The following is a 23,411-nucleotide window of genomic DNA, read 5'->3' as shown; positions in this document are numbered from 1 at the left end:
CTCGCCTACTAGGAGTTGGCGTCGTCCGACGCCGGTGCGGGCGGCTCCGCATACAGTATGTCGCGGGCCTGTTCCGCGGCGCGGGCGATGCTCTCGCCGACGAAGTCGACGAAGCGGGCGATGTTCTCCAGGCGGACTGCGGCCGGGGTGTCGGCGCCGAGGATGCCGACACCCTGCCGTGCGGTCTTGGCGAGGTCGAAGCTGGCGCGGGCGCTGGCCATCATGGACTGGAACCAGACGTCGTTGTCGACGACGTAGCGCTCGCGGCGGCGTTCGTCGCGCTCCCGCCGGAGGAGCCCCTGGTTCTCCAGGAACGCCACCGACTTGGAGACGGACGCCGGGCTGACGTCGAGGCGCTGGACGAGTTCGGCGGCGGTGAGACTGCCCGCGTCGGTGGTGAAGAGGCAGGTCAGCACCCGGGACATCATCTTGGGCAGGCCCTGTGCCATGAGGAGGGTGGTGAACGCCTCCTCGTACTCCCGCACCGCCTCGGGATCGCGTCCGTAGGCCGGTGCGGGCGCCTTCGGGTCCCGGGGCGCGGCCTGCTTGCGGCGGTGGGCGCGCTGTTCGGTGGCGCGGTGGGCCAGGTCGGCGCGGTAGCCGGTGGGGCCGCCGTTGCGCATGACCTCGCGGGTGACGGTCGAGGTCGGGCGGTCCAGACGCCGGGCGATCTCCGCGTAGGCGAGGCCGTCGGCCAGTCCCAGCGCGATCTGCTGGCGTTCCTGCTGGGTGAGCCTGCCTCCGGGCATCGCTGTCTCCTTCGTGGGTCCTGATGCGGTCAGCATAGCGTTCATTTCCTAGCCATTGCAACGGTTGGGATGGCGGGTGTTGCGTTAGTTTCAGTTCCGTTGCAACGATTTCAAGTCTGTGGCCTGCTGTTACTGGGTTCATGTGCAACGAACGCGTTGCCAGAATCTCGAACGCAACGTAGCTTTCCATCAACAGAAACGACGGGCGGACGGAACGCCCGCCACCTGAACCAGGAGAGCCACCATGCAGACCTTCACCACCCCCGCCGCCATCACCGCCGTCCTGGACATCCCCGCCGGACGCATCCAGATCATCGCCAGCGACCGCACCGACACCACCGTCGACATCCGCCCCGCCGGCGCCACCAAGAAGCACGACATCAAGGCCGCCGAGCAGGTCCAAGTCGCCTACGAGGACGGCATCCTGCGCATCACCGCCCCCGAAACCACCCACCGGCTCCTGGGCAACACCGGCTCCGTCGAGGTCACCGTCCAGCTCCCGGCCGGCTCCCGCGTCCAGGCCAAGGCCGACGCCGCCGAACTGCGCGGCGTCGGACGCCTCGGAGACGTCGACTTCGACGGCGGCTACCGCTCGGTCAAGCTCGACGAGACCGCCGGCGCCCGCCTCACCGCCCACGACGCCACCATCACCGTCGGCCGCCTCACGGGCCCCGCCGACATCACCACCCAGCGCGGCGACATCCACATCACCGAAGCCACCCACGGCACCGTCACCCTGACCACCCAGCACGGCGACATCGAAGTCGGCGCCGCCCCCGGCGTATCCGCCTCCCTCGACGCGGGCACCGGCTACGGCCGCGTCCACAACTCCCTGAAGAACAGCGAGGGTTCCGCCGCGCCCCTCGCCCTCCACGCCACCACCAGCCACGGCGACATCACCGCCCGCAGCCTCTGAGCCACCGAGCCTTCGAAGGAGCCCTTCTCATGACCAACCTGGCGATCGCGGCGGACGGACTGCGGAAGTCCTACGGCGACAAGACGGTCCTCGACGGGATCGACCTGGCCGTACCGGAAGGCACGGTCTTCGCCCTGCTCGGGCCGAACGGTGCGGGCAAGACCACGGCCGTGAAGATCCTCTCCACCCTGATCTCGGCGGACGGCGGCCGGGCGAGCGTCGCCGGGCACGATCTCGCCACCGAGGCCCAGGCGGTACGGGCCGCCATCGGGGTCACCGGTCAGTTCTCCGCCGTGGACGGGCTGATCACCGGCGAGGAGAACATGCTCCTCATGGCGGACCTGCACCATCTGTCCCGCAGCGAGGGCAGGCGGGTGACGGCCGAACTGCTGGAGCGGTTCGACCTGGTGGAGGCCGCGAAGAAGCCGGCCTCGACCTACTCCGGCGGTATGAAGCGCCGCCTGGACATCGCGATGACGCTGGTCGGCAGCCCGCGGATCATCTTCCTGGACGAGCCGACCACGGGGCTGGACCCCCGTTCACGGCACACCATGTGGCAGATCATCCGGGAGTTGGTCACGGGCGGGGTCACGGTTTTCCTCACCACGCAGTACCTGGAGGAGGCGGACGAACTCGCCGACCGGATCGCGGTGCTGAACGACGGGGGGATCGCGGCGGAGGGAAGCGCCGACGAACTGAAGCGGCTGGTCCCCGGCGGGCACGTACGGCTCCGCTTCACCGACCCGGCCGCCTACCGGGCCGCAGCGTCCGCGCTGCACGAGACGACGCGGGACGACGAGGCGCTGGCGCTGCAGATCGCCAGCGGCGGAAGCCAGCGCGAACTGCGCGCCATCCTCGACTGGCTCGACGCGGCGGACGTGGAGGCCGACGAGCTGACCGTGCACACCCCTGACCTCGACGACGTGTTCTTCGCCCTGACCGGCGGCGCCGCGACCGTCCCCAACCAGCCGAAGGAGAACGTCCGATGAGCTCTGTGTCCCTCGCCGTGCGCGACTGCTCCACGATGCTGCGCCGCAACCTGCTGCACGCCCGGCGCTACCCGTCGATGACCCTGAACCTGCTGCTGACGCCGATCATGCTGTTGCTGCTCTTCGTGTACATCTTCGGCGACACGATGAGCGCGGGCATCGGGGGCGGGGGGCCGGACCGGGCCGCGTACATCGCCTTCGTGGTGCCGGGGCTGGTGCTGATGACCATCGGCAGCACCACGATCGGCACGGCGGTCTCCGTCTCCAACGACATGACCGAGGGCATCATCGCCCGCTTCCGGACCATGGCGATCCACCGGGGGTCGGTGATCATCGGCCATGTGATCGGCAGTGTGCTCCAGGCCGTGGCCAGCGTGGTCCTGGTCGGGTTGGTGGCGGTGGCGATCGGCTTCCGCTCCACCGACGCGACGGTGGTGGAGTGGCTGGCGGCGTTCGGACTCGTCGTCCTGTTCGCCACGGCACTGACCTGGATCGCGGTGGGCATGGGACTGGTCAGCCCGAACGCGGAGGCGGCGAGCAACAACGCCATGCCGCTGATCCTGCTGCCGCTGCTCTCCAGCACGTTCGTCCCGCTGGACGCGATGCCGGGCTGGTTCCAGCCGATCGCCGAGTACCAGCCCTTCACCCCGGCCATCGAAACCCTCCGAGGCCTCCTGCTGGGCACGGAAATCGGCATCAACGGCTGGCTGACCCTGGCCTGGTGCACAGCCCTGACGGCCCTCGGCTACCGCTGGTCCACGGCCCGCTTCAACGCGGACCCGAAGTAAGGGCACCCCATGCCCGCGTAGCTGCGGGCAGTCGTGCCGCTGGGGCGGCACGGGTGGGCGCAGCGGCCCCCCGCCAGCGCGGGGGAGCGTGCCCACCCCCACCTCGACCCCGACCGACGGTCACGGCACCCCCAGCCAGCGCAACCCCGCCGCCACGGCCGCCGCTCCCAGGACCACCACCGCGAACGGGGCCCGGCGCCAAGCCAGTACACCTCCGGCCAGCACCCCCGCCGGACGGGCCCAGCCCGCGAAGTCCCCGCCCTCCGTCAAGGCGCCCGTCGCCATCAGCGCCACCAACAGCACCACCGCCCCGCCCGCCAACAACTCCCGCACCCGCCCCGACAACTCCACCCGCCCATGCAGCACAGGCCCCGCCAGCCGAAACGCGTACGTCCCCACCGCCAGCACCAGGATCAAGCCCACCGTCGCACTCACGCCGAACCGACCTTCCGCCCACGCCCGTACAGTGCCAGCCCCACCAGCGCCAACAGCACCGGCACCCCCGCCGGAACCACCGACGACACCGCCAGAGCCACCCCCGCCCCCACCACCGCACACCGCCGCACCCGCGCATCCCCCCGCAGCACAGGCAGCACCAGAGCCACCAGCACCGCCGGGAACGCCGCGTCCAGCCCGTACACCGCCGTATCCCCGAGCGCCGTACCCGCCACCGCCCCCGCCAGCACCCCCACGTTCCACACCACGAACAACCCCACCCCGGAGACCCAGAAGGCCGCCCGCCGCCGCCCCGGATCCGGCTGCGCCAGCGCGAAGGCCACCGTCTCGTCGGTCACCAGATGCGCCCCGAGGAAGCGGGAGAACCGGCCGCCGCTCGCCAGGACGTCCGCCACCGCCAGACTGAAGGCCGCCGTACGGGTGTTCAGCAGCAACCCCGTCGCCGCCGCCGCGAGCGGCCCACCCCCCGCCAGCAACACCCCCACCGCACTGAACTGCGCGGACCCGGCGTACACCACCACCGACATCACCACCGGCACCCACACCGGAAGCCCGCCCGCCACGGAGATCGCCCCGAAGGACACCCCCACCACCCCACTGGCCACCCACACCAGCGAGGCGTCCCGGACCAACTCACGAGACCCACTCACCGTTCGCCAAACCGTACGCATGTTCACTACGATGGACAGCAGACCCCCCGTCCGTCAAGGCGAACGATCGTACCGATGGAGCGAACGCAGATGGCCGACACCCCGCCCCCACGGCTCCCCCTGGACTGGATCGCCGCCTCCCTGCGCAGGGAACGCACTCGCGCCGGCCTCTCCCTCTCCGAACTCGCCAAGCGCGCCGGCATCGCGAAATCCACGCTCTCCCAGCTGGAGGCGGGCAGCGGAAACCCGAGTGTGGAAACCCTGTGGGCGCTCGGCGTCGCACTCGGCGTGCCGTTCAGCGCCCTGGTGGAACCCCCGGCCCCGTCCGTCCAGGTCATCCGCGCCGGTCAGGGCCCGACCGTCGCCTCGGAGAAGGCCGCGTACGCCGCCACCCTGCTCTCCGCCAGCCCACCCGGCGCCCGCCGCGACATCTACCACCTGCGCGCCGAACCGGGCCCGCCCCGGGAGTCGGAGCCGCACATCCCGGGCTCGGTCGAACACCTGATCGTGAGCACCGGCAGGATGAAGGCGGGCCCCGCGGGCGAGGAGGTCGAACTGGCCCCCGGCGACTACATGTCGTACCGCGGAGACGTCCCCCACTCCTACGAGGCCCTCGCCCCCGGCACTACGTTCGTCCTGGTCATGCAGCACGTGTAGCGGGGCCCCGGAAAAAGGCAGGAGCCCCGACGCCTGACGGCGCGGGGCTCCTTGGGTACTGCTCTCAGGTCCGGATCAGAGGCGGGAATCGCCTCAGACGGGGGTGACGTTCTCCGCCTGCGGGCCCTTCGGGCCCTGGGTCACGTCGAAGGAGACCTGCTGGTTCTCCTCCAGCGAACGGAAGCCGCTCGCATTGATCGCGGAGTAGTGGACGAAGACGTCGGGGCCGCCGCCCTCCTGGGCGATGAAGCCAAAGCCCTTTTCGGCGTTGAACCACTTAACGGTTCCGGTAGCCATAAGCCCTCCTTGGGCCCAAAGGGTTGCCCTGCTCCAGAACCTGCAAGTGTGAGAGCAAATGCCTGCACTGCATACTTCTGAAAACGACTAGAGCCTGCGGTTACATGCTCCGCAGGCTCTGTACTGCAAGGGAAACCAAACTGCAACTTGCGGGCGAGCCTAGCACGCGGGCAGCCGAAAGCAATAGAGGTCAAGATCACGTCACTCGAACGTTTGAAGGGCCGAAAACCGCTTGACGTCGGGGCCGAAGCCTGGAGCGTACCCCGGAGGGTCTAGCCTCGCGATGTGGACAATTCTCGCACCCGGCCGCGCGTCGGCCACATCCAGTTCCTGAACTGCCTGCCCCTGTACTGGGGGCTCGCGAGAACGGGCACGCTCCTCGACTTCGAGCTCACGAAGGACACCCCGGAGAAGCTCAGCGAGCAGCTGGTGCGGGGAGACCTCGACATCGGGCCCATCACCCTGGTCGAGTTCCTCAAGAACGCCGACGACCTGGTCGCCTTCCCCGACATCGCCGTCGGCTGCGACGGACCGGTGATGTCGTGCGTGATCGTCTCGCAGGTCCCGCTGGAGAAGCTGGACGGCGCCCGGGTCGCCCTCGGTTCGACCTCGCGCACCTCGGTCCGGCTCGCGCAACTGCTGCTGGCCGAGCGCTACGGCGTACAGCCCGACTACTACACCTGCCCGCCCGACCTCAGCCTGATGATGCAGGAGGCGGACGCGGCCGTACTGATCGGCGACGCGGCCCTGCGCGCCAACCTGCACGACGGCCCGCGCTTCGGCCTTGAGGTGCACGACCTCGGCGCGCTGTGGAAGGAGTGGACCGGCCTGCCGTTCGTCTTCGCCGTCTGGGCCGCCCGCCGCGACTACCTCGAGCGCGAGCCGCTGATCACCCGCAAGGTCCACGAGGCGTTCCTCGCCTCCCGCAACCTCTCCCTGGAAGAGGTCGGCAAGGTCGCCGAACAGGCGGCCCGCTGGGAGGCCTTCGACGAGCGGATCCTGGAGCGGTACTTCACCACCCTCGACTTCCGCTTCGGCGCCCCTCAGCTGCAGGCGGTCGCCGAGTTCGCCCGCCGCGTCGGCCCGACCACCGGCTTCCCCGCCGACGTGAAGGTGGAACTGCTCCAGCCCTGAGGCCGTAACCTGCTGGGAGCTCTACGGGGGAGGGGGAGGGGGACGCCATGCAGCCGCTCGGAGTCGATGAACCCAGCGTCGTGGGGCCCTACCGGCTGCTCGGCCGGCTCGGCTCCGGCGGGATGGGACGCGTCTACCTGGGGCGCAGCGCGGGCGGCCGGACCGTCGCCGTCAAGATCGTGCACCCGCACTTCGCGCTGGACGAGGAGTTCCGCGCCCGCTTCCGCCGCGAGGTCGAGGCCGCCCGCCGGGTCGGCGGCGCCTGGACGGCCCCCGTCCTGGACGCGGACCCGGAGGCGCCGGTCCCCTGGGTCGCCACGGTGTACGCGGCGGGCCCCTCCCTGACGGCGGCGGTCGCGGACACCGGCGCCCTGCCCACCCACACCGTGCGCGTCCTGGGAGCGGGGCTCGCGGAGGCGCTGGCCACCGTGCACGAGCTGGGCCTGGTGCACCGGGACGTCAAGCCCTCCAACGTCCTGCTCACCGTCGACGGCCCCACCCTGATCGACTTCGGCATCGCCCGCGCCATCGACGGCACCGCCTCCCTCACCTCCACCGGCGTCTCCATCGGCTCCCCCGGCTACATGGCGCCCGAGCAGATCCTCGGCAAGAACGTCACCGGCGCGGCGGACGTCTTCTCCCTGGGCGCGGTGCTGGCGTACGCGGCGACGGGGGCACAGCCCTTCCCCGGCGACTCCTCGGCGGCGCTGCTCTACCGGGTCGTGCACGAGGAGCCCGAACTCGGCTCGCTGGAGGGTGAGTTGCGAGAGGTGGTGGAGGCGTGCCTGGACAAGAACCCCGCGGGCCGTCCCACCCCGGACGAGCTGGCCCGGCGGCTGGCTCCGCAGGGCGCGGCGCGGCTGGTGGCGTCCGGGTGGCTGCCCGGGGTGCTGGTCGAGCGGGTCAGCCGCAGCGCGGTGCAGGTGCTGAACCTGGAGGCGACGGGCGGGGGCGAGAGTGAGGGTGGTGGGGGCGGGGTCTCGGGGCCGGTGGCGTTCAGCAGTCCCGCCGTGGGGGAGATCAGCAGCCCCGGTGTGGGGGCGTTCGGCAGTCCTGCCGTGGGGGAGTTCGGGCCGCCCCCGGTCATGCCTGGTTCTGCGATGCCTGCCTCTGCGATGCCTGCCTCTGTGACGCCTGCCTCTGTGACGCCTGCCGGTTCGACGCCTTCCGTCGCGGTGCCCGAGCCGCGGGACGCCGAGCCCGGCACCACGCCACGGCCCGGCAAGCTGTCGGTCTCCGTCGCGGCGACCTCGGTGCCGGGCGACGGCGGCCGGGGACGCCGTATGAGCTGCACGGTCGCGCTGGCCGTCGCCGGCGCGCTGGCCGCCGTGACGGTCGGGTCGGTGTTCGTGCTCGACCTGCTCCCCGGCAACTCCCCGGACGACTCCGGCGGTTCGGACGCCGGCTCGTCCTACTCCCAGGCACCACCCGGCGCCTCCGGCTCCGCGTCGGCCGCCCCCGACGCCCTGACGGCCTACCTCGGCACCTGGGAGGGCCAGGGCGTCGCCCTCGACGGCAAGCTCCCCCTCGGCGCCTTCCGGCTCACCGTGCACCGGGCCGAGCCGGGCGAGGAACTGGGCGAACTCCGCCAGACGGATGTGCTCGGCGGCGTCTGCAACGACGTACTGACCCTGAAGAGCGTCAGCGCCAAGCGGCTCGTGGCGACCTCCGTGGGCGCCGAGTCCAACCACAAGGGCTGCAACCCGGCGCCGACGACGGTCACCCTCACCCCGGTCGGCGACGACCTCGACTACGCCTCGGACAGCGAGGAATCGGGGAAGCCGACGGCACGGCTGTCGAAGACCGGGTGACCGGCCCTCACCCGGGGATCACCACCGTGCGCAGCTTGCCGTCGCCCAGGTGCAGCATGCCCTTGCCCGGCACCGCGGGCCCGCCGACCATCCCGCGGTTCAGGCGGAAGCCGATCAGATCCCCGCTGGAGGACTCCTGCGGGGAGAGCAGGATGCCGCGCCGGGCCTTCTTGGCGTCGACCTGCCAGCCGGAGAAGCCGCTGCACACGTCCTCCTCGTCACCGGCGATGACGAGCGCCAGCCCGCGCTCGGCACCACGCGAGACGATCTTCTTCATCTGGCTCGCGGCGTCGCAGTCCTCCAGGATCTCGCCGTCGTCGATCAGGACGACCACCGGGTTCTCCACCGACGGCTCCGCGTCGTCGATGAGCTCCTCGAACTCGTCCTCGTCGATGTCGTCACCGGTGAAGACCTTCAGCACGCCCTCCACACCGTCCAGTTGGCGGACCGGCGACTGACGCGGCGCGGCGACCACGAGCCGCGCGCCCTGCTTCAGGAACGACTGCGCGAAGTTCATCAGGACCGTCGAGCGACCGGACTTCGCCGGGCCCGCGATGACGAACGACGGCACGCCCTGCGCGAGATCGGGGCCAAAGCCGACGATCTCGTCGCCGCCGATACCGGCCAGCGCGTACAGCTTGGAGCCCGAGACGTCCGGGTCGCGCAGCTCCCACGCCTCGGGGAAGGAGATCCGGCTCGGCAGGCTGTCCACCCGGAACGGCCGCCGGGCGCGCGGTACTTCGGTGTCGCGGGCGGTCGCCGCCTCGCCGATCGCCGCCAGCGCCGCCGCCTGCCCCTGTCCGGTGGTGTCCTCGGCGAGCAGCGCGAACTGCGTCTCCGTACCGGCCTCGTTCCTGAAGGCGCGGCCCGGCGGGATCTCCTCGGGCACCTTGCGCGCCGGGATGCCGAGCGTGGAGAAGTCGCTGCGGTCGGCCAGCCGCAGACCGTACTTGTCCTCGGTGAGCGTGGCGATACGGCCCACCAGCAGTGTCCGGTCACCGGTGAGGACCAGATGGATGCCGACGCTGGCGCCCTCGCGCATCATCGTCTGCAGGTCGTCGGTCAGCGCCCCGTGATCGACCTCGCCGAGCGTGGGCACCCAGCCCTCCCAGCGGTCCAGCAGCACGACGATGTGCGGCAGCCGCTCGTCCTCCGCCACCGCGGCCCGCTGCTCACCGATGTCGGCGAAGCCCTTGTCCGCCAACACGCCCTGGCGGCGGTCCATTTCGCCCTTGAGCCGGTTGACGAGCCGCACCACCCGCTCGGTCTGGTTACGGCTGACGACCGCCCCGCAGTGCGGCAGCCGGGTCAGCGCGTTCAGCGCGCCGTTGCCGCAGTCGATGCCGTACAGGTGCACATCGGCCACCGAGTGCGTACGGGCAATGGAACCCGCGATGGTCCGCAGCACCTGCGAACGGCCGCTGCGCGGCGCACCGCCGATCATCAGATGCCCGAAGCTCGCGAAGTCCACGGCGACCGGGCGGCGCGCCTGGAGCGCGGGCAGGTCCTCGACGCCGTACACCGCGGGCGGCAGCTTGCCGGCGGCCGGGGTGAAGGCCGGTGCCGGGATCGCGTCCAGCAGCAGCGTCTCGTCGAGGGCGGGCAGCCAGGGGCTGTGCTGCGGAGGGATCCCCAGCGACTGATTGGCCCGGCGGATCTCGTCCACGAGCACCTTGAGGTCGGTGATCTCCTCATCCTCGCGCGACTGGGCCTTCGGCTTGGTCAGCGCCGCCCGCCCCAGGTCCTCCCAGGTCAGCGGCGACACCCACGGCAGGAGGACCGCGGGATCCGCGGCGCCGGGGCGGCGGCCACCCACCCGGCCCGACTGGAACGGCACCAGGGAGGCGTGCCCGAGCCGGACGTACGCCCGGCCCGGCGTGCTTTTGGAGATGTGCCCGGCCTCGGGGGAGTCGATGACGTCGGTCGACTCGCCGCCGTCCGTCACGCGCAGCGCGATACGGAGGTTGGTGTTGGCCCGGATCTCGGGCGACACGACACCCGAGGGCCGCTGCGTGGCGAGGAGGAGGTGGATGCCGAGGGACCGGCCTCGCTGGGCGATGTTGACCAGACCGGTGACGAAGTCCGGCAGGTCGCGCACCATCGAGGCGAACTCGTCGATGACGATGAGGAGTCGGGGCACGGGCTTGTGGGAGGGATCCCTGCGCACCAGATCCTGATAGTCCTCGATGTCCTTGGCATCGGCCTTGGCGAGGATGTGCTCACGCCGGTGCAGCTCGGCACCCAGCGACTCCAGCGCCCGCTCCACGAGATGGGCGTCGAGGTCGGTCACCATGCCGACGGTGTGCGGGAGATGGACACAGTCCTTGAACGCCGCGCCACCCTTGTAGTCGACGAGCACGAAGGTCATGTTCTCGGGCGTGTTCGCCACGGCCAGGGCCGCGACGATGGTCTGCAGCAGCTCCGACTTGCCCGAACCGGTCGTACCGGCGATGAGGCCGTGCGGCCCGTCCTTGCGGATGTCGATGCCGAAGGGACCGTCGTACGACTCACCGATGACGGCGAGCGTCGACTGCCCGCCCATCCGCCACCGCGCCACGATGGCGTCGCTGGTCGGCGGCTCCAGCTGCAGGACGTCGAGCAGCCGGCTGGAACCGGGCAGCGCCGAGTCCTCCGTCTCCCCGCTGATGTCCCGCAGCGAGGACAGGGACCGGGCGAGCCGCAGACACCAGGCGGCGGAGACGAAGTCGGGCCGTACGTCCTTGCGCCGCTCGGCCCCCGCCTCCTCGACCCGCAGCCGCAGCTTGTCGGGCTGCTGGGCGCCGGGCCCGCCGGGCTCGGGGGCGCTTTGATGCCACGCCTGGAAGGACGGGAAACCCCCCGCGGGCTGGGCCGCCTGCTGGACGCCTTCCTGCCGCTGCCGGCCCTCCTCGGCCTTCGGCTCCGCTACGACGAACGCCTGGCACTCGCCGGGCAGGAACCGCTCCTCGGCGTCGAGGCAGAGGGCGTACATGGACACGGACGGCCCCTCGCGCAGCAGCCGTACGACACCCGGCAGCGACCGCAACCGCCGCGACCCGTCCCATACGACGACGATGTCCGGGTCGGTGAACGTGCTGCCCTGGCTCCGGTTCTGCTCGGCGGCCTTCTTGCGCGCGTCGAGGATCTGCGTCAGCTCACCGATCCGGGCGCCGACGGTCTCGGCGTCGGTGCCGATGAGCACGTTGACGTCCTGGCCGCCGGACGGCCTGGAGTGCGGCAGCCAGCGCATCCAGTCCCAGCTGTCCTGGGCGGAGTGCTCGGACAGGACGTAGAACTGCACGTCCATCGGGCTGTGCAGGGCGGCGAACTGGGCGACGGCCCAACGCCCCATCGCCCGCGCGGAGTCGCCGGGCCCGGCCATGCCGATGACCCCGAGGCCGCGCAGGTTCAGCGCCACGGGCGCGTCCTCGATGGTCCAGGTGACCTCGCGCTTGTGGTCGTCCTGCTCCGGGTCGTCGAGCACGACCTCGGACGGCAACTGCCCGGTGCCGACGCGGAGAAGAAGGTGATCGCGGTCGGTGCGCCGCCGCTCCCAGAGCCGGGTGCGGGGCCCGGTCCCCAGCGACAGGACCGTCGCCGGATCGGGAATGGCCTGGCGCCGGTCGTCGCGCTCGGCGACGAGGGCGTCCTGGGCGTCCTGCTCGATCCGCGCCTTCTGCTCCTCGTACTCCTTGACCTGCTTCGCGTGCGACTTCCGGCCGTGCTTCTTGTCGTTGTAGTAGTTCGCGAAGAGGAGGAAGGGGCTGAGCGCCGCCATGATCAGGTAGTACCAGCGCTGGAAGATCAGCACGGCGACGACGGCGCCGACGAGCGGCGTCAGCGCCATGAGCCAGGGCAGCGGCCGGGCTTCGTACTCCCGCGGCGGCGACGGCAGCCGGAACCGGGTCTGCCGCTCCGGGGGCCGCAGGCGCGGGGGCCGGTTGTAGTCGAGGCCGACGCCGTCCTCGGACCACTTCAGGGCGGCGTTGGGAGGGGAGTAACGGGCGAGCTCGATCAGGGAGTTACCGATGGCGATCTGAGAGCCGAGCTGCCATAGGTCGGGGTCGGGGGGAGGAGGAGCGACGGCGGAAGCATCCGCGCCGGTGGGGCGACCCCGCTTCTCCTTTTCCTTCTTCTCCCTCTTCCTTCTCTTCTTCCCCTTCTCGCCGGCCTTGTCGTCCTTGGGGTTGAGGATGTCGTCGATGGGGGTGCCGTCGAGGGAGACGCCGTCGGTCTCGCCGTGGACCTTGAACCGGCAGGTGCCGTCGGTGGCGACGGAGAGGGTGAGGGCGCGGGCGTCGAGTTCGGGGTCGTCGATACGGATGTGACTGGCCGGCCCGCTGCCGATGTCGTACCGCCCGACACCGAGCCGGTGCACGTACCCGGCGACGGGCCCGCCGACGATGCGCAGCTCGACGAGCCCGGTGGGTTCCCCGGGCAGACACCCGGACGGGTCCTGGAGACTGACGACGGCACCTTCGCGCAGGGGCGAGTTGAGGACGGTGGCGGAGGGATCGACGGCGTATCCGTCGACGTAGAGAAGGGGAGCACTGCCGTTGATGGGGTGTTGCTGCCCGATGGGGATGACTTGAGCCCCACTGTGCCCGACCTGCCTGGCCAGTTCCTGGGCGATGTCCCCCATGGTGGACTCAGGATCGGCATCGAGCACGACGTCGGCGGTGCCCCCGCCGAACGGGTCGACGACGGTCAGAGTCAGGCGCACGTCTCTTGTCCTCCCCGGTGCCCCTGTGGCCGCTTCCGCAACGCCGGCCACAGTTGGAAGCGACGATATCCGCTGGGCGCGGAGCGGCGACAGCGGGAGGGGGAGGTCGCCGGTTCCGTCTTCCCGATGGCAACGAAGTGCGGGAGTTGTTGTGACGGGGCCATGACGGCTTGTTCACAAAGCCGGGATGTGACACCTCAGGCCTCACCCGTAAGCTGCTGCCTCAAGAGCGGACGATCACACCGGCTGTCGCACAGGAGTTGGGGCCGGTCGGTCACTGTCGGACCGCAAACAGGGAGCCACGGGGGTTGGCCCTGCGGCGTTGTGGAGAGGGAGCGGCTTCATGGCCAAGGACCTTGATGTCACATATCAGGACATGCGGGATGCTGCCAAGCATGTCGTGAAGGAGAAGGAGCGGCTCCAGGAGAAGCTCGACGGCCTGAAGAAGTACATCAACAACCTGGTCGAGTCGGGCTACGTCACGAAGAGCTCCTCCAAGGCCTTCGACGAGAACTTCACGGAGTTCGTGCAGGGTTCCAAGGACACGCTGGACGGTCTGGACGGCATGGGGGACTACCTGACCATGGCGGCGGACAAGTTCGAGCAGATCGACGACGAGCTGGCTAAGCAGGCTCGGGGTAAGTGAGTTCCTGAACTTTCGGTGCGGTGGGGCGACGGGTTGCCTCGCCGCACCGTTCGTTCAGTGTGCTTGCCGAGTTGCTCGATGCCGCACTGCGGCGCGTGTCCTCCATGCGGTCGCTGATGGAGAAAAAAGGTCTTTCTCAGGTGCTCGAATTTCAGCGTGAAGGACTAATCGGGGATTTGAACTGATGACAGAGCGAGCGGGTATCAGTTCGCGAGCGCAGATCGGGTTCGGTCTGGCCATTGCCATCGGGGCAGGGGCCGCCGCTGTGGCCCTGGTGTTGCTGGTCTTGGGGCTGTGGAAGAGCTTTGCCCGGGCTACCGCACCGACGCTGGTCGACCTGCCCGGGGGATCCTGGATGGCGGGTGGTGTCCTTGGCGTCGTCTCCGTTCTCGGAGCCTTCGGTGGTCTGTGGTGCATTACCGCGGCACCGTCCCGGACGGGCCTGCAGCGAGCCCTGTTGAGCCTGGCGGCAGGCGTCTGCTGCCTGGCCGCCATTGGCCCGCTCTTCTACTTCATCAGCACCCTCCCGGGCAAGAACTGCCACTCCAGTGGCCCGAAATGCGCGTACATCCCCGGAACGGGCAGCGCACTGCTGGCGTACGCCATGAGCGTGGCCTTGGTGGCATGGATCGTGCTCCGCACGCTCAGCGTGCTGGAGGAGGCCCACGCGGCCAGGGAGCGCACCCGCATGCGCAATCTCCGCAAGAGGGGGAGGAAAAGCAGGGCGGCGCGGGAGCGGGCGCGGCGATAGCGGACGTTGCATGGCCCGAAGAGAAGGCCGAGTAGCACCTGATGCCTGGTTTCAGCCCCGAACTCAGACGCGAGGAACTGCTGACGCCGACCTGAAGCACCACGTCCACGCGATCCGCGCAACCTCGGCCGACGACCTCGAGCCGCGAGATCCGCAGGTCCAACGATGTAGTCAACGCAAGAACTTCCCAGGATCGAGATCAGCCCACGGCGAGAACTCGTCCCCGGCGGTTCCGGTCAATGGGCCGCACCAGGAAGCCGGAGCGTCCGCGCGAAGTCGTCCAGCGCCTCCAGTGCCGCGGCGATCACCTCCGGATCGTCGTGGTGCCCGCGGAGCATGACGTCGGGGAGGCCAGGCTGTGTGTGCCAGTGGTACGTCACCGAGGTCATCATGATGGTGCTGTCCGCAGGGTAGGAGCGCGTGACCCGGACCCCGTCCGCGCCCAGATGCGGAGAGTCGAACGAAATGCTGCCGGTCCGCTGCTGCCACTCGGGGATGTCCGGGTGCGGCACCGTGAGCGCGGTGATTCCCTCGCAGGAGGCAGCGTCACGGGCCTCGCAATGGATGCGGGTGGCGTGCACCACCAGCGGCATGTAGGTCAGTGGAACGGGGTGGTAGATGAACGCCTCGTCGGCCTGGAGCTTGTCCCGGAGCGTTACGATCGTCTGCTCGTAGAAGCTTTTGTGGAACCGGCGGAGTTTGCGGGTGAGTTCGACGTCGTGAATAGCGGCCAGACCGGTCAGGTGCAGGTCCAGCCATTCCTTGAAGCTCTTTTTGTCGATCTGGAGGTGTAGATAGCCCCAGAGGTCTGGGTTGGCATCCGTGTCGATGTGGAGCGGGGCGCCGAGGTCGGTGCTCCACAGGGTGCCTTCGGACATGATTGGTCTCTTTCTTTTGGGGGCACGGCAGAAGAGAGCCTTCAGGCGTAGCTCCAGCGGAAGGTGCCCATCACGGCATCGAACAGTTCCACGAGGGCTTCGTAGAAGGCGGGATCCGAGCCGGGCATGATCAGGGCGCTGAAGGAGAAGGTGAGGTACTGGTCGGGGGCGCTGTCCGGGACCGGAACGAAGTACTCGACCCGGCGGTGAGCGACGTCGGCGCCCTTGACCGCGTCGGCGGCTATCTCTCGCTCCGAGCGCAGGGCCGCGGTGTCGTCGAGCTCCCGTGTCTCGGCACCGGGAGTCACGGAGGCGAGCGCCGCTAGGACCGCCTCCGGGCCGCTGTTGGGCCGGACCCGCGGAATCTCGATCGGCTCGGAGGCCACGATCGAGACGGGCAGCGCGATGCCGTGGAGGCGTTCGGTGGGGAGGTAGAGGGTCATTCCTCCCTTGGCACTGGCCCGGCGGACGACCTTCTTCATCTCTTGGATGAGCTTCAGTCGGGCCTTCGGAATGTCGTCCTTGGGGAAACCGACGGGCAGTTGTGCGACGGCCTTGCGGACGATGTGGTCCATCGCTTCCTCGGTGCCCGAGCGCAGCGGAATCACGTCCCAGCCGGGCGGCGGCACCAGGTTGAAACCGTTCGGGGTGCGGCGGTGCTCAGCGGTGGTCATGGCGCCCCCACGTCACTTCCACAGCGTAGGCGACGCCTACGAAGAGCGCCCACGCCGGGGCGGCGATCATGCCCGGCCAGAAACCGAAGAACATCGAGGGCAGGAAGAAGCCGCCGCCCATGGCGAGGTCCCGGGTGAGGTAGGGCGGACGGTCCGCGTACCGGGGGTACTTGGCGAAAACCCAGGCGTAGTGCAGGAGGCATCCGATGATCCCCGCCTCATAGACGTAGAGCACGTCGTTCATCAGGGGCTTAGGAACCAGGATCATGATCCCCAACACCGGCAGAAACAGCGGCATCCCGACGATCAGCGTCAGCCGGAGACGCCGGTTGGGGCCGGTGCCGAGCCCGGTACGGGCGGCTTCGGCCTCGGCAATGCGATGCGCCGAGTTCAGGTCCATGGTCATCCTCACCAGTGGGTGTCGGGGGCGGGCTTCAGGGTGTTGTCCTTCCAGTCCGAGTACGCCGCGTTGTACGGCTTCTCGCCGGTTTCGAAATTCTCCGTGGTCCAGCTTGTCAGGTCGCTCTTGCCCAGTGACTTGTCCATGACGTCCATCCCCATGCCGGTCCAGGCGATGCCGAGGCCCATCTGATAGGACTTGTACGCCTTGTCCGCCGCGGCCCCTGCGGCCTCCGGGAAGACAGCCTTGTTCGCCTGCAGCATCTTCGCCATGCCGGCCATCTCCTTGTCGCCGAGGTGCACCAGCGTCGACAACGGGCTGACCCTCAGCGGCCCCTTGGCGACCAGGCCGACATTCTGGGAGATGGACTTGCGTATCGCGTTACGGGCCGCTCCCAGGGCCTGTCGCCCCGGTCCGTCCGGCAGTTTGGTCATCAACCGCCCTGTGTCGTCCAGAATGCCCTTGACGCCCCTGAGTCCTCGGCTCAGGCCGGCGGTTCGGGCGGCCTGAGCGGCGCCCACGGTGGCTTTGGCGCCGCTGGCGAGCTTGGCGGCAGCTCCGAGTCCGCCCACGACGAGCAGTCCACCCACGACGTCGAAGATGACGTCCGTCCAGCTGGCATCGCCGGACGCCACCAGCACCAGTCTGAGCCCGATCGTGAGTAGCGCGATGCCAAGGACGAGAAGGTTCAAGCCGGGAATGGCGAGCGCCAGGAAGCCTGCCGCCGTTGCGACCCAGCCGAGAACATCGATGAAGGCCTTGATCCCGTCCGCATGATCATGGACCCAGCCCTTGACGTCGTCCCACCACGAGTCCTCGATCACGTCTTCGATCTCGTCGCGGATCTTCCCGGCCCAGTGGCTGGCGCGAGTGCTCCGGTCGCCAGTGAGGGTGTCCAGGCGCGTTCGGTATGGCTGGAGGGGGTCGTCAGCGGGACTGGTGCCGCTGGGGGACGCGTTCGGGACGTCCTTGTCCTCCGAGGCGGACTTCTTGGCCTTGTCGGCCTCGACTTCCTCCTGCTTCTCCTTGGCCTGGCGCAGCAGCTTGTCGGCGTCGCTCTGGAAGTCCTCCAGCTCGTTCGACCACTTGGTCAGATGGCCGTGCACGCGCTCGTACCGTCCGGCCACCTCCCGCATGTGCTTCTCCAGCGTGCCGGACTCCTCACGCAGGCGTTTGACGTACTTGCCCTTGAGCGTGTCCTCGTCGCTGATCGCCTTGAGGTTCTTGGCCTGGTCCCGGAGCTTCTTGGCGACCGAGATCATGTGCTTGACCTCGGCACGGATCTCCTCCGGATCGCCGGGTACGGGGTCGGATTCACACAGCGGCTGCCAGTCCACCGGACGGCGCTTGGATGTCGGTGTCATGGCGTCACTTCTTCTGCTTCTTCTTGTTCACTTTGGCCAGCTCGTCGTCGAGATCCTCGAACGCCTTCTTACTGCCGGCCACGAGCTTCCCGACCGATTCAATGGACTCGATGAGCTTGGTGCGGTAGTCGTCCCAGTTGTCGACGAAGTCCTCCATGGCACCGGCGACGGCACCGGAGCCCCAGTGCTCCTTCATGTCGTCCCGGCGGTTCTCGATGTCCTGGAAGGTCTTCTTGAGCTGGCCGAGGCTGCGCTCGCAGTCTGCGAGGAAGTCGTAGTCGACCGTCAGGTCCGGTTCTGCCACTGATGAGCCCTTCTGTACACGTGGTGTGGCGGATCTATGATCACCGGTTGACGGCCTGGATCTCCTGGACTGCCACAGCCTGGTCGTTGCCGAACGTCCCGTCGGGCAGGTCTCCGCCCGCGCCGCCCGTGCCTTCCCAGGCGATGTCCCACGTGATGGTGGCCTGGAGCTTGAAGGTGCCCTCGCCGGAGGAGCGGAGGTACTTGATGCCGCAGGGTGGGGTTTCATCGGCCTTGCCCTTGGCGTACGGCTCGCCGATGGAGCCGTCGGTGTTGATGACGCACTCGCCCGATGCCGGGTAGGTCTCGGCATCTGCCGTGCCCGGCTGCAGTTTCAGGGCTACCGGCTTGGCCGTGGTCGTGGCCTGGAGGTTGAAGCCGGGGGCGTTGATGGCGGCCGTGGCCTGGACCTCGTCGAAGACCGCCTTGTCGAGCCAGGCCCAGGTCGGCAGGTTCACCTTGGTGACCGCCTCGGGGGCGAGGGTGACCTCGGTGTCCGGCAGCTCCATGTGCTGATACGCGAGGGCCGCGAGGATCTGCGGGGTGATCGCCTGCTCGTACTGGGGCGGCGGGGCCTCGCCGTTCTCGACCCAGAACGGGAGGTCGTTGCAGGAACTGCGCTTGAGCAGGTCGGGCTCGTCCGGGTTCTCCACGGCGGCCCAGAACATGCCCTTGCCGTCGTTCTCGACGTTGTAGTCCTTGTAGCCGGGGGTGTCGGTCCAGCCGTACTCGTCCTCGTAGTGGCGCTGCAACTCGCTGAGCGCGGCGCCGGCGTGGCCGCCCATGCCGGGTGCGTTCAGCTGGCCCTCGATGTCCTTCGACATCTTTTCCTTGAAGGCCTTGGCACCGAGGTAGGGGGCGTACCAGCAGGGCGGGGGCGTCCAGTTGACGTCGGCGGGGGTGACGTTTCCGGGGCCGCCACCCTTGGCGACGGAGCCGGAGTACTGGATGCGGGCGGCTGCGTAGATGCCGTTGCCATCACCGCCGCCCGACTGCTCGGTGTTGGAGCCCTGGGTGTTCCCCGGCTGCTCTCCCGCGTAGGCCGGTTCCGTGACGAAGGCACCCAAGGCCAGTGTCAGCGCGGCCGCGCCGGTGGTGAGGGTCGTACGCCGTGACCTGTTCACTGGCACTGCGCCGCCTTCGTCTCGACGTACACCTTGGACGCCTGCCACAGAGCGTCTCCGGTGGGGAGCTTGACCATGATGATCTTGAAGCGGTCGTAGTCCGAGATGCTGGGCGCACCCTTCAGGACCTTTCCGGTCTTGACCTCTTTCGAGTAGAACTTGGTCGAGTCCACACAGAACGCGACCTCCACCGAGTTGCCGTTGGAGGCGGACCTGGTGGTGGCCTGGTAGTGGCGTCGGGTGCCGGTTGCCGTCCAGCCGCCTTCGAGCCTGACGTCGATCTGCGTCTTCGCGTACCTCAGCCCATCGCCCGTGGCGTAGACGGCCAGGGCGGCGTCGTCGGTCGTACGCTTGTTCACGCCCCGATAGATGGCACGGAAGAAGTTGGCCGTATCCGCCATCGCCGCAGCCTCGTTCTTGTCCCCCGGCGTCTCCCAGTCGAAGACCAGGTTCATATCCTTCGGCAGGGACACATCCACCCCGTCCGGCTTGTCCTCCGCCGGTGCCCCCGAGGGCTGCGCCGACTCCGTCGGCTTCCCCGTGCCCTGCTCGGCTCCAGCGATCTTGTCGTTGGCGCTGGACTTGTCGTCCTCGCTGCCGCACGCTGTCAGCAGCAGAGCCGCCGTCGTGGCGAGCGCGGCAGCAACGGGCAAAGAGCGGCGCTTCACAGTGGACTCCCCGTGGGATACAGATGCAGTTGGGAGCACTGACGGTATCTGTGGGGCTGGTCGGTTCGCCAGGCGGAGCGTGCCCTGTGAGGTGGGCGTTCAGGAAACATCTGGTGCAAATCGTGCGCCGTGTGTGTCCTGAATCGTATCCGGTGGGGAGTGACGTCGGTCTCGGGCAGCGGGGGCGATCCGGGTCGAGTCCGACGTGCCCGCTTCGCGGAAGCTACGGGTTATGGGACGCGCACCGACTCCCGCACCCTTTCGACCAGCCGCCGAACACCCTCGGGTACGACCGTCAGCAGCTCGTCCGCCTCCTCGTACGGCACCCGGGCGCCCCCGCTGGTGGGGAGGTTGAGGATCCGGGTGTGCAAGTCGGCCGGTGACGCGATCGCCGTATCGCGGCACAATCCGCACACGTGCAGCAGCCGACGCTGCCTGCCCTGGGCCGAGACCCGCACGTGGTGGCGCGTCACCGCCGGGCCGTGCAGGGGGTTGACCGCGCAACAGCGGTTGTAGCCCTTGCCCGCCAGAGCGGCGCGGCCCGCCCGGGCCAGCACGATCACCGCCACCAAGGTGGCCGCGGACGTCGCGGAATCCTCGACACGGCCCGCGTCCCCGTCGAGGAGCAGCAGCGCCGCGTCGAGAGTGTCCGCCGGCCGGCGATCCGACGCCGTCACCGCTGCCAAGGCCTCGAAGTCCCGGGTCAGTGCGCGCAGTTCGACCCGTGCCGTGCTTCGCAGGTACGACATCTGCGGCTCGGTCGGCGACACCTTCGGGAGCGAAGCCGTCGGCAACGGCTGCGGCCGGAGGCGCCGCAGCACCCTCCGGACGATCGCCACGACGGCCGCCACCAGACCGAGCACCGCCCCCGCCGCGAGCGTGCCCATGAACAGCCCCGGCGTGAAGTCGGTCCCGAACAGGGGCGGAAGGTCGTCCTCGGTGACGGGGTCCGTGACGGGGTACGGCTCGCCGGAGGTCTCGGGCCGGTCCGTGCGCGGAGCCTTGTCGAGGACCGTCATCAGGGCGTCGAGGCGCTCACCGAGCAGGTGGTCGTCGGCCTCCTCCGCCCTGTCGTCGCCGTAGGTGATGGACGCCGGGAGGTCGAAGAGGAGTTCGAGGCTGTCCAGCCGGAGACCATGGTTGAAGACCTCGATGGAGCCGTACACCGGATCGGCGACGACGTACACGCCGTCCTCGCCCAGCTTGTCGTGGACCGCGGCCGCGAACGCCTCCTCGTCCCCCTCGGACTCGTCCGCAGGCAGCTGCGGCACGACGGACACGTACACCGGGCCGCCGCCCTCGGACTTACGGAACTTCTCGATACGGCTGTGCAGGCGCCCCAGTTGGGCCGCGTCCAGAACTCGAGGGCTCTCGGGATCCGCGTACACCGGGTCCTCGGCCAGGCCGTGCGCGACCCGGTCGATTCGGATGTTGAGGTCCATCGCCCGCGGGCGGGGGGAGGCGCTCGACGTGGTCTGGTCGAAGGCCGGCGTCGCCACCAGGGGGACGGCGGCAGCCGCCGTCAACGCCACCGCCGGGACCAGCCAGCGGCGCCTGGGCTTGCCCTTCCGGCCGCGAAGCCGGCGCACGTACGGGGTCAGCAGGAGGATCAGCAGCGGTACGCCCGTGAGCAGCATCCCGGTCAGGAAGGACTGGTTCTCCCGGTCGGACGGCCCGATGTACATCTCCTCGGGCTCGTCGTCGCCGTACTCCTCCCGGGCCGCCTCCGCCCGGTCCGCGGCCTTTCCGGCGCCGTCGGCGACGACCTCCGCGAACAGCTCGAACTCCCGCAATGGGCCTGCGTCGTAAGGGAGTTCGTAGAGACAGACGGTCAGGGCGTCGTCCACCGGGGCACTGACCCCGAAGGCGGCGGCGTGCGAGACCGTCGACTCGTCGAGGAGGACGTACACCCCGTCCCGGCCCAGCCGGTCGTGCACCGCGCCGAGCAGGCCCTCGCCGTCCCCCGCAAGGCCGGGCAGAACCAGGACGTACGTCGGTACGCCCGTTTCCTTCGCCACCCGCGCGAAGTCGCGGGTCATCGACTTCGGCACCTCGCGGGGGAGTTGGTCCGAGACGTACACCGGGTTCTCGCGGAGACGGTCGGCCAGGTAGGCCGCCTGGGAGTCGGCGCGGGCCGGAGTCGCTGCGGCAAATCCCGCGAACAGGGCGGTCAGGGTGGAGAGTGCGAGCAACATCCGTACGCGCACCACGATTTTCCTCACACCCACCGTCGCCTCCCCCGTACGCGCCCCGCAGTTCACCGCGGCACTCTACTCAGCGCTCCGCTGTAGCCGCCCGTTCACCCACAGGTGTGCACCGACCCCGCCCCGACCCGCACCCACCCGCGTGAGCGAATCGTGCAGGCCTGATGAGTGACACGTGAGGAACCTCCCGGGCGGGGCGGGCCGTCCCGGTCGCAGCCGCTTCGCGTCCGCACAGGGAGGAGCGGGATACGGGGCCTTGCACTACTGGGTGACCAGTGGCTTCCGTTGCGGATGAGTAACAGTCCCGCCACCGTTCCCCACGGGGCCGGACGCGTCTTGAGGGGCTTATGGGCGGCTGATACGGTGCCATGGCTTGACACTCACCCCAGCTGCTGACTATCCGCGCAGACCGCGACGATGAAGCGGGAAGCCGGGTGAAGTGTCCGGAATTGCAGAGAATTTGACAGTCGTGGCAGACAATTTCTTGGGTGTACGGGGAGCGGTTGCGTGAAGATCCAAGAGCGTACGGGGGCGGGCGCTGGACGTTCCGCCGCTCCGGCTCAGCCGTCGGTCGGCGATCGGCTTCCCACCCCTCCTCGCGAGCGCAAACCCGCGCTGGCCGCACTGGCGGTGCTGCTGATCCTGGTCGGCGCGCTCGGCGCGACCATGCTCGTGCTGCAGGCCGGTGACCGGATCGAGGTCGTCAAGGTCACCAAGGAGATCCCGGCCGGCGGATCCGTCACCGACGACAACGTCACCTCCGTGATGGTCGCCGAGGACGAGAGCATCCACTACGTCGAGTGGCACATGCTGGACGGCCTGAAGAAGCTCAAGGCCGTGCACACCATCCCGGCCGGCGTCGTGCCCGTCGGCGAGATGTTCAGCGAGCAGGTCGGAGTCACCGAGGGCAAGGCCACCGTCGGCCTCTCCCTCAAGGCCGGTCAGTACCCCACCGGTCTGAAGGCGGGCGACACCGTCGCCGCCTACCGCGTCGGCACCACCAGCGGCTCCAACTCCAGCTCCGATGAGGAGGGCAGCGGCGCCGCCGCCGGCGGCAACGACACCCTCATCGTCGACCAGGCCACCGTCACCTCCGTGCCGAGCGCCGGCGGCGACGACATCGTCGCCAGCAGCAACCTCGCCGTGACCCTCACCGTCGCCGCCGACAAAGCCGCCCTCCTCGCCCAGGCCGCCTCCAACAACGAAGTGGCCCTCGTGCTCGTCCCCGGCAGCAACTAGAAGGCGGCACA

At 69.4% G+C, this 23,411-nt stretch carries 22 protein-coding genes; 9 read left to right on the top strand and 13 right to left on the bottom strand.

Annotation, left to right across the window (positions count from 1 at the left end; translation table 11 throughout):
- Positions 1–8: 8 nt before the first annotated feature.
- Positions 9–749 carry a helix-turn-helix domain-containing protein gene (locus ACFYW5_RS05255; RefSeq protein WP_389415536.1) on the bottom strand — a complete coding sequence of 247 codons (741 nt, stop codon included), beginning with the start codon at positions 747–749 and terminating at the stop codon, positions 9–11.
- Between the two features lie 244 nt (positions 750–993).
- Here ACFYW5_RS05255 and ACFYW5_RS05250 point away from each other — a divergent pair, with 244 nt between their 5' ends.
- The 3 genes from ACFYW5_RS05250 to ACFYW5_RS05240 are packed head-to-tail and all read left to right on the top strand — an operon-like array spanning position 994 to position 3,442.
- Positions 994–1,665, top strand: coding sequence for a DUF4097 family beta strand repeat-containing protein (locus ACFYW5_RS05250; RefSeq protein WP_389415535.1), 672 nt, complete (start codon positions 994–996; stop codon positions 1,663–1,665).
- A gap of 29 nt (positions 1,666–1,694) precedes the next feature.
- Entirely contained in the window at positions 1,695–2,654 is a 960-nt protein-coding gene (locus tag ACFYW5_RS05245) for an ATP-binding cassette domain-containing protein (RefSeq protein WP_389415534.1), read from the top strand.
- Positions 2,651–3,442: an ABC transporter permease gene (locus ACFYW5_RS05240; RefSeq protein ID WP_389415533.1), complete on the top strand. Its 792-nt coding sequence runs from the start codon at positions 2,651–2,653 to the stop codon at positions 3,440–3,442. The genes ACFYW5_RS05245 and ACFYW5_RS05240 overlap by 4 nt, the downstream gene beginning before the upstream one ends.
- A 120-nt stretch (positions 3,443–3,562) precedes the next feature.
- Here ACFYW5_RS05240 and ACFYW5_RS05235 read toward each other — a convergent pair whose 3' ends face one another.
- Positions 3,563–3,877, bottom strand: a complete 315-nt coding sequence (locus tag ACFYW5_RS05235; protein ID WP_389415532.1) for an AzlD domain-containing protein — start codon at positions 3,875–3,877, stop codon at positions 3,563–3,565.
- Positions 3,874–4,569 carry an AzlC family ABC transporter permease gene (locus tag ACFYW5_RS05230; protein WP_389415531.1) on the bottom strand — a complete coding sequence of 232 codons (696 nt, stop codon included), beginning with the start codon at positions 4,567–4,569 and terminating at the stop codon, positions 3,874–3,876. The genes ACFYW5_RS05235 and ACFYW5_RS05230 overlap by 4 nt, the downstream gene beginning before the upstream one ends.
- Positions 4,570–4,638: 69 nt before the next feature.
- Here ACFYW5_RS05230 and ACFYW5_RS05225 point away from each other — a divergent pair, with 69 nt between their 5' ends.
- Positions 4,639–5,205: a helix-turn-helix domain-containing protein gene (locus ACFYW5_RS05225; RefSeq protein WP_389415650.1), complete on the top strand. Its 567-nt coding sequence runs from the start codon at positions 4,639–4,641 to the stop codon at positions 5,203–5,205.
- Positions 5,206–5,298: 93 nt separating this feature from the next.
- Here ACFYW5_RS05225 and ACFYW5_RS05220 read toward each other — a convergent pair whose 3' ends face one another.
- Entirely contained in the window at positions 5,299–5,502 is a 204-nt protein-coding gene (locus ACFYW5_RS05220; protein WP_003992177.1) for a cold-shock protein, read from the bottom strand.
- Between the two features lie 285 nt (positions 5,503–5,787).
- Here ACFYW5_RS05220 and ACFYW5_RS05215 point away from each other — a divergent pair, with 285 nt between their 5' ends.
- Positions 5,788–6,636, top strand: a complete 849-nt coding sequence (locus ACFYW5_RS05215; RefSeq protein ID WP_389415530.1) for a menaquinone biosynthetic enzyme MqnA/MqnD family protein — start codon at positions 5,788–5,790, stop codon at positions 6,634–6,636.
- A 47-nt stretch (positions 6,637–6,683) separates the two neighbouring features.
- Positions 6,684–8,447 carry a protein kinase gene (locus ACFYW5_RS05210; protein ID WP_389415529.1) on the top strand — a complete coding sequence of 588 codons (1,764 nt, stop codon included), beginning with the start codon at positions 6,684–6,686 and terminating at the stop codon, positions 8,445–8,447.
- Between the two features lie 7 nt (positions 8,448–8,454).
- Here the strand turns inward: ACFYW5_RS05210 and ACFYW5_RS05205 are convergent, their stop codons facing one another.
- Complete coding sequence (locus ACFYW5_RS05205) at positions 8,455–13,149, bottom strand: FtsK/SpoIIIE domain-containing protein (protein ID WP_389415528.1); 4,695 nt, start codon at positions 13,147–13,149, stop codon at positions 8,455–8,457.
- Between the two features lie 343 nt (positions 13,150–13,492).
- On the opposite strand from ACFYW5_RS05205, the gene ACFYW5_RS05200 reads away from it, so the two are divergent.
- Both ACFYW5_RS05200 and ACFYW5_RS05195 read left to right on the top strand, forming a co-directional pair.
- Positions 13,493–13,795, top strand: coding sequence for a WXG100 family type VII secretion target (locus ACFYW5_RS05200; protein ID WP_186287136.1), 303 nt, complete (start codon positions 13,493–13,495; stop codon positions 13,793–13,795).
- Positions 13,796–13,979: 184 nt separating this feature from the next.
- Positions 13,980–14,546 (top strand): hypothetical protein, encoded by a 567-nt coding sequence (locus tag ACFYW5_RS05195; RefSeq protein WP_389415527.1) that lies wholly within the window; start codon positions 13,980–13,982, stop codon positions 14,544–14,546.
- A gap of 236 nt (positions 14,547–14,782) precedes the next feature.
- Here ACFYW5_RS05195 and ACFYW5_RS05190 read toward each other — a convergent pair whose 3' ends face one another.
- From ACFYW5_RS05190 to ACFYW5_RS05155, 8 genes are all read right to left on the bottom strand, one after another.
- Entirely contained in the window at positions 14,783–15,424 is a 642-nt protein-coding gene (locus ACFYW5_RS05190) for a hypothetical protein (protein WP_389415526.1), read from the bottom strand.
- Positions 15,425–15,465: 41 nt separating this feature from the next.
- Positions 15,466–16,098: a hypothetical protein gene (locus ACFYW5_RS05185; protein WP_389415525.1), complete on the bottom strand. Its 633-nt coding sequence runs from the start codon at positions 16,096–16,098 to the stop codon at positions 15,466–15,468.
- Positions 16,085–16,504, bottom strand: coding sequence for a hypothetical protein (locus ACFYW5_RS05180; RefSeq protein ID WP_389415524.1), 420 nt, complete (start codon positions 16,502–16,504; stop codon positions 16,085–16,087). Before ACFYW5_RS05180 ends, ACFYW5_RS05185 begins: the two co-directional genes overlap by 14 nt.
- A gap of 2 nt (positions 16,505–16,506) precedes the next feature.
- Positions 16,507–17,862 (bottom strand): hypothetical protein, encoded by a 1,356-nt coding sequence (locus ACFYW5_RS05175; protein ID WP_389415523.1) that lies wholly within the window; start codon positions 17,860–17,862, stop codon positions 16,507–16,509.
- A gap of 4 nt (positions 17,863–17,866) precedes the next feature.
- Positions 17,867–18,166, bottom strand: a complete 300-nt coding sequence (locus tag ACFYW5_RS05170; protein ID WP_389415522.1) for a hypothetical protein — start codon at positions 18,164–18,166, stop codon at positions 17,867–17,869.
- 40 nt (positions 18,167–18,206) lie between these two features.
- Complete coding sequence (locus ACFYW5_RS05165) at positions 18,207–19,295, bottom strand: hypothetical protein (protein ID WP_389415521.1); 1,089 nt, start codon at positions 19,293–19,295, stop codon at positions 18,207–18,209.
- The gene (locus ACFYW5_RS05160) at positions 19,286–19,957 is read right to left on the bottom strand and encodes a hypothetical protein (protein WP_389415520.1); all 672 of its coding nucleotides are present in this window, start codon (positions 19,955–19,957) and stop codon (positions 19,286–19,288) included. Before ACFYW5_RS05160 ends, ACFYW5_RS05165 begins: the two co-directional genes overlap by 10 nt.
- Positions 19,958–20,187: 230 nt before the next feature.
- Entirely contained in the window at positions 20,188–22,185 is a 1,998-nt protein-coding gene (locus ACFYW5_RS05155; protein WP_389415519.1) for a hypothetical protein, read from the bottom strand.
- Between the two features lie 483 nt (positions 22,186–22,668).
- Between ACFYW5_RS05155 and ACFYW5_RS05150 the strand changes: the two genes are divergently transcribed.
- Complete coding sequence (locus ACFYW5_RS05150) at positions 22,669–23,400, top strand: hypothetical protein (protein ID WP_389415518.1); 732 nt, start codon at positions 22,669–22,671, stop codon at positions 23,398–23,400.
- Positions 23,401–23,411 lie beyond the last annotated feature (11 nt).

Origin of the sequence: Streptomyces sp. NPDC002779 (genome assembly GCF_042888685.1) — a bacterium.
Taxonomy (GTDB): Bacteria; Actinomycetota; Actinomycetes; order Streptomycetales; family Streptomycetaceae; genus Streptomyces.
This window is presented reverse-complemented; position numbering and strand designations above follow the sequence as displayed.

Bases quoted from the DNA above. Each gene is read 5' to 3' on its own strand.
- ACFYW5_RS05225 (WP_389415650.1), top strand. From the start codon at position 4,639: ATGGCCGACACCCCGCCCCCACGGCTCCCCCTGGACTGGATCGCCGCC.
- ACFYW5_RS05230 (WP_389415531.1), bottom strand. From the start codon at position 4,569: ATGCGTACGGTTTGGCGAACGGTGAGTGGGTCTCGTGAGTTGGTCCGG.
- ACFYW5_RS05210 (WP_389415529.1), top strand. From the start codon at position 6,684: ATGCAGCCGCTCGGAGTCGATGAACCCAGCGTCGTGGGGCCCTACCGG.
- ACFYW5_RS05175 (WP_389415523.1), bottom strand. From the start codon at position 17,862: ATGACACCGACATCCAAGCGCCGTCCGGTGGACTGGCAGCCGCTGTGT.
- ACFYW5_RS05250 (WP_389415535.1), top strand. From the start codon at position 994: ATGCAGACCTTCACCACCCCCGCCGCCATCACCGCCGTCCTGGACATC.
- ACFYW5_RS05200 (WP_186287136.1), top strand. From the start codon at position 13,493: ATGGCCAAGGACCTTGATGTCACATATCAGGACATGCGGGATGCTGCC.
- ACFYW5_RS05240 (WP_389415533.1), top strand. From the start codon at position 2,651: ATGAGCTCTGTGTCCCTCGCCGTGCGCGACTGCTCCACGATGCTGCGC.
- ACFYW5_RS05245 (WP_389415534.1), top strand. From the start codon at position 1,695: ATGACCAACCTGGCGATCGCGGCGGACGGACTGCGGAAGTCCTACGGC.
- ACFYW5_RS05180 (WP_389415524.1), bottom strand. From the start codon at position 16,504: ATGACCATGGACCTGAACTCGGCGCATCGCATTGCCGAGGCCGAAGCC.
- ACFYW5_RS05255 (WP_389415536.1), bottom strand. From the start codon at position 749: ATGCCCGGAGGCAGGCTCACCCAGCAGGAACGCCAGCAGATCGCGCTG.
- ACFYW5_RS05185 (WP_389415525.1), bottom strand. From the start codon at position 16,098: ATGACCACCGCTGAGCACCGCCGCACCCCGAACGGTTTCAACCTGGTG.
- ACFYW5_RS05220 (WP_003992177.1), bottom strand. From the start codon at position 5,502: ATGGCTACCGGAACCGTTAAGTGGTTCAACGCCGAAAAGGGCTTTGGC.
- ACFYW5_RS05190 (WP_389415526.1), bottom strand. From the start codon at position 15,424: ATGTCCGAAGGCACCCTGTGGAGCACCGACCTCGGCGCCCCGCTCCAC.
- ACFYW5_RS05195 (WP_389415527.1), top strand. From the start codon at position 13,980: ATGACAGAGCGAGCGGGTATCAGTTCGCGAGCGCAGATCGGGTTCGGT.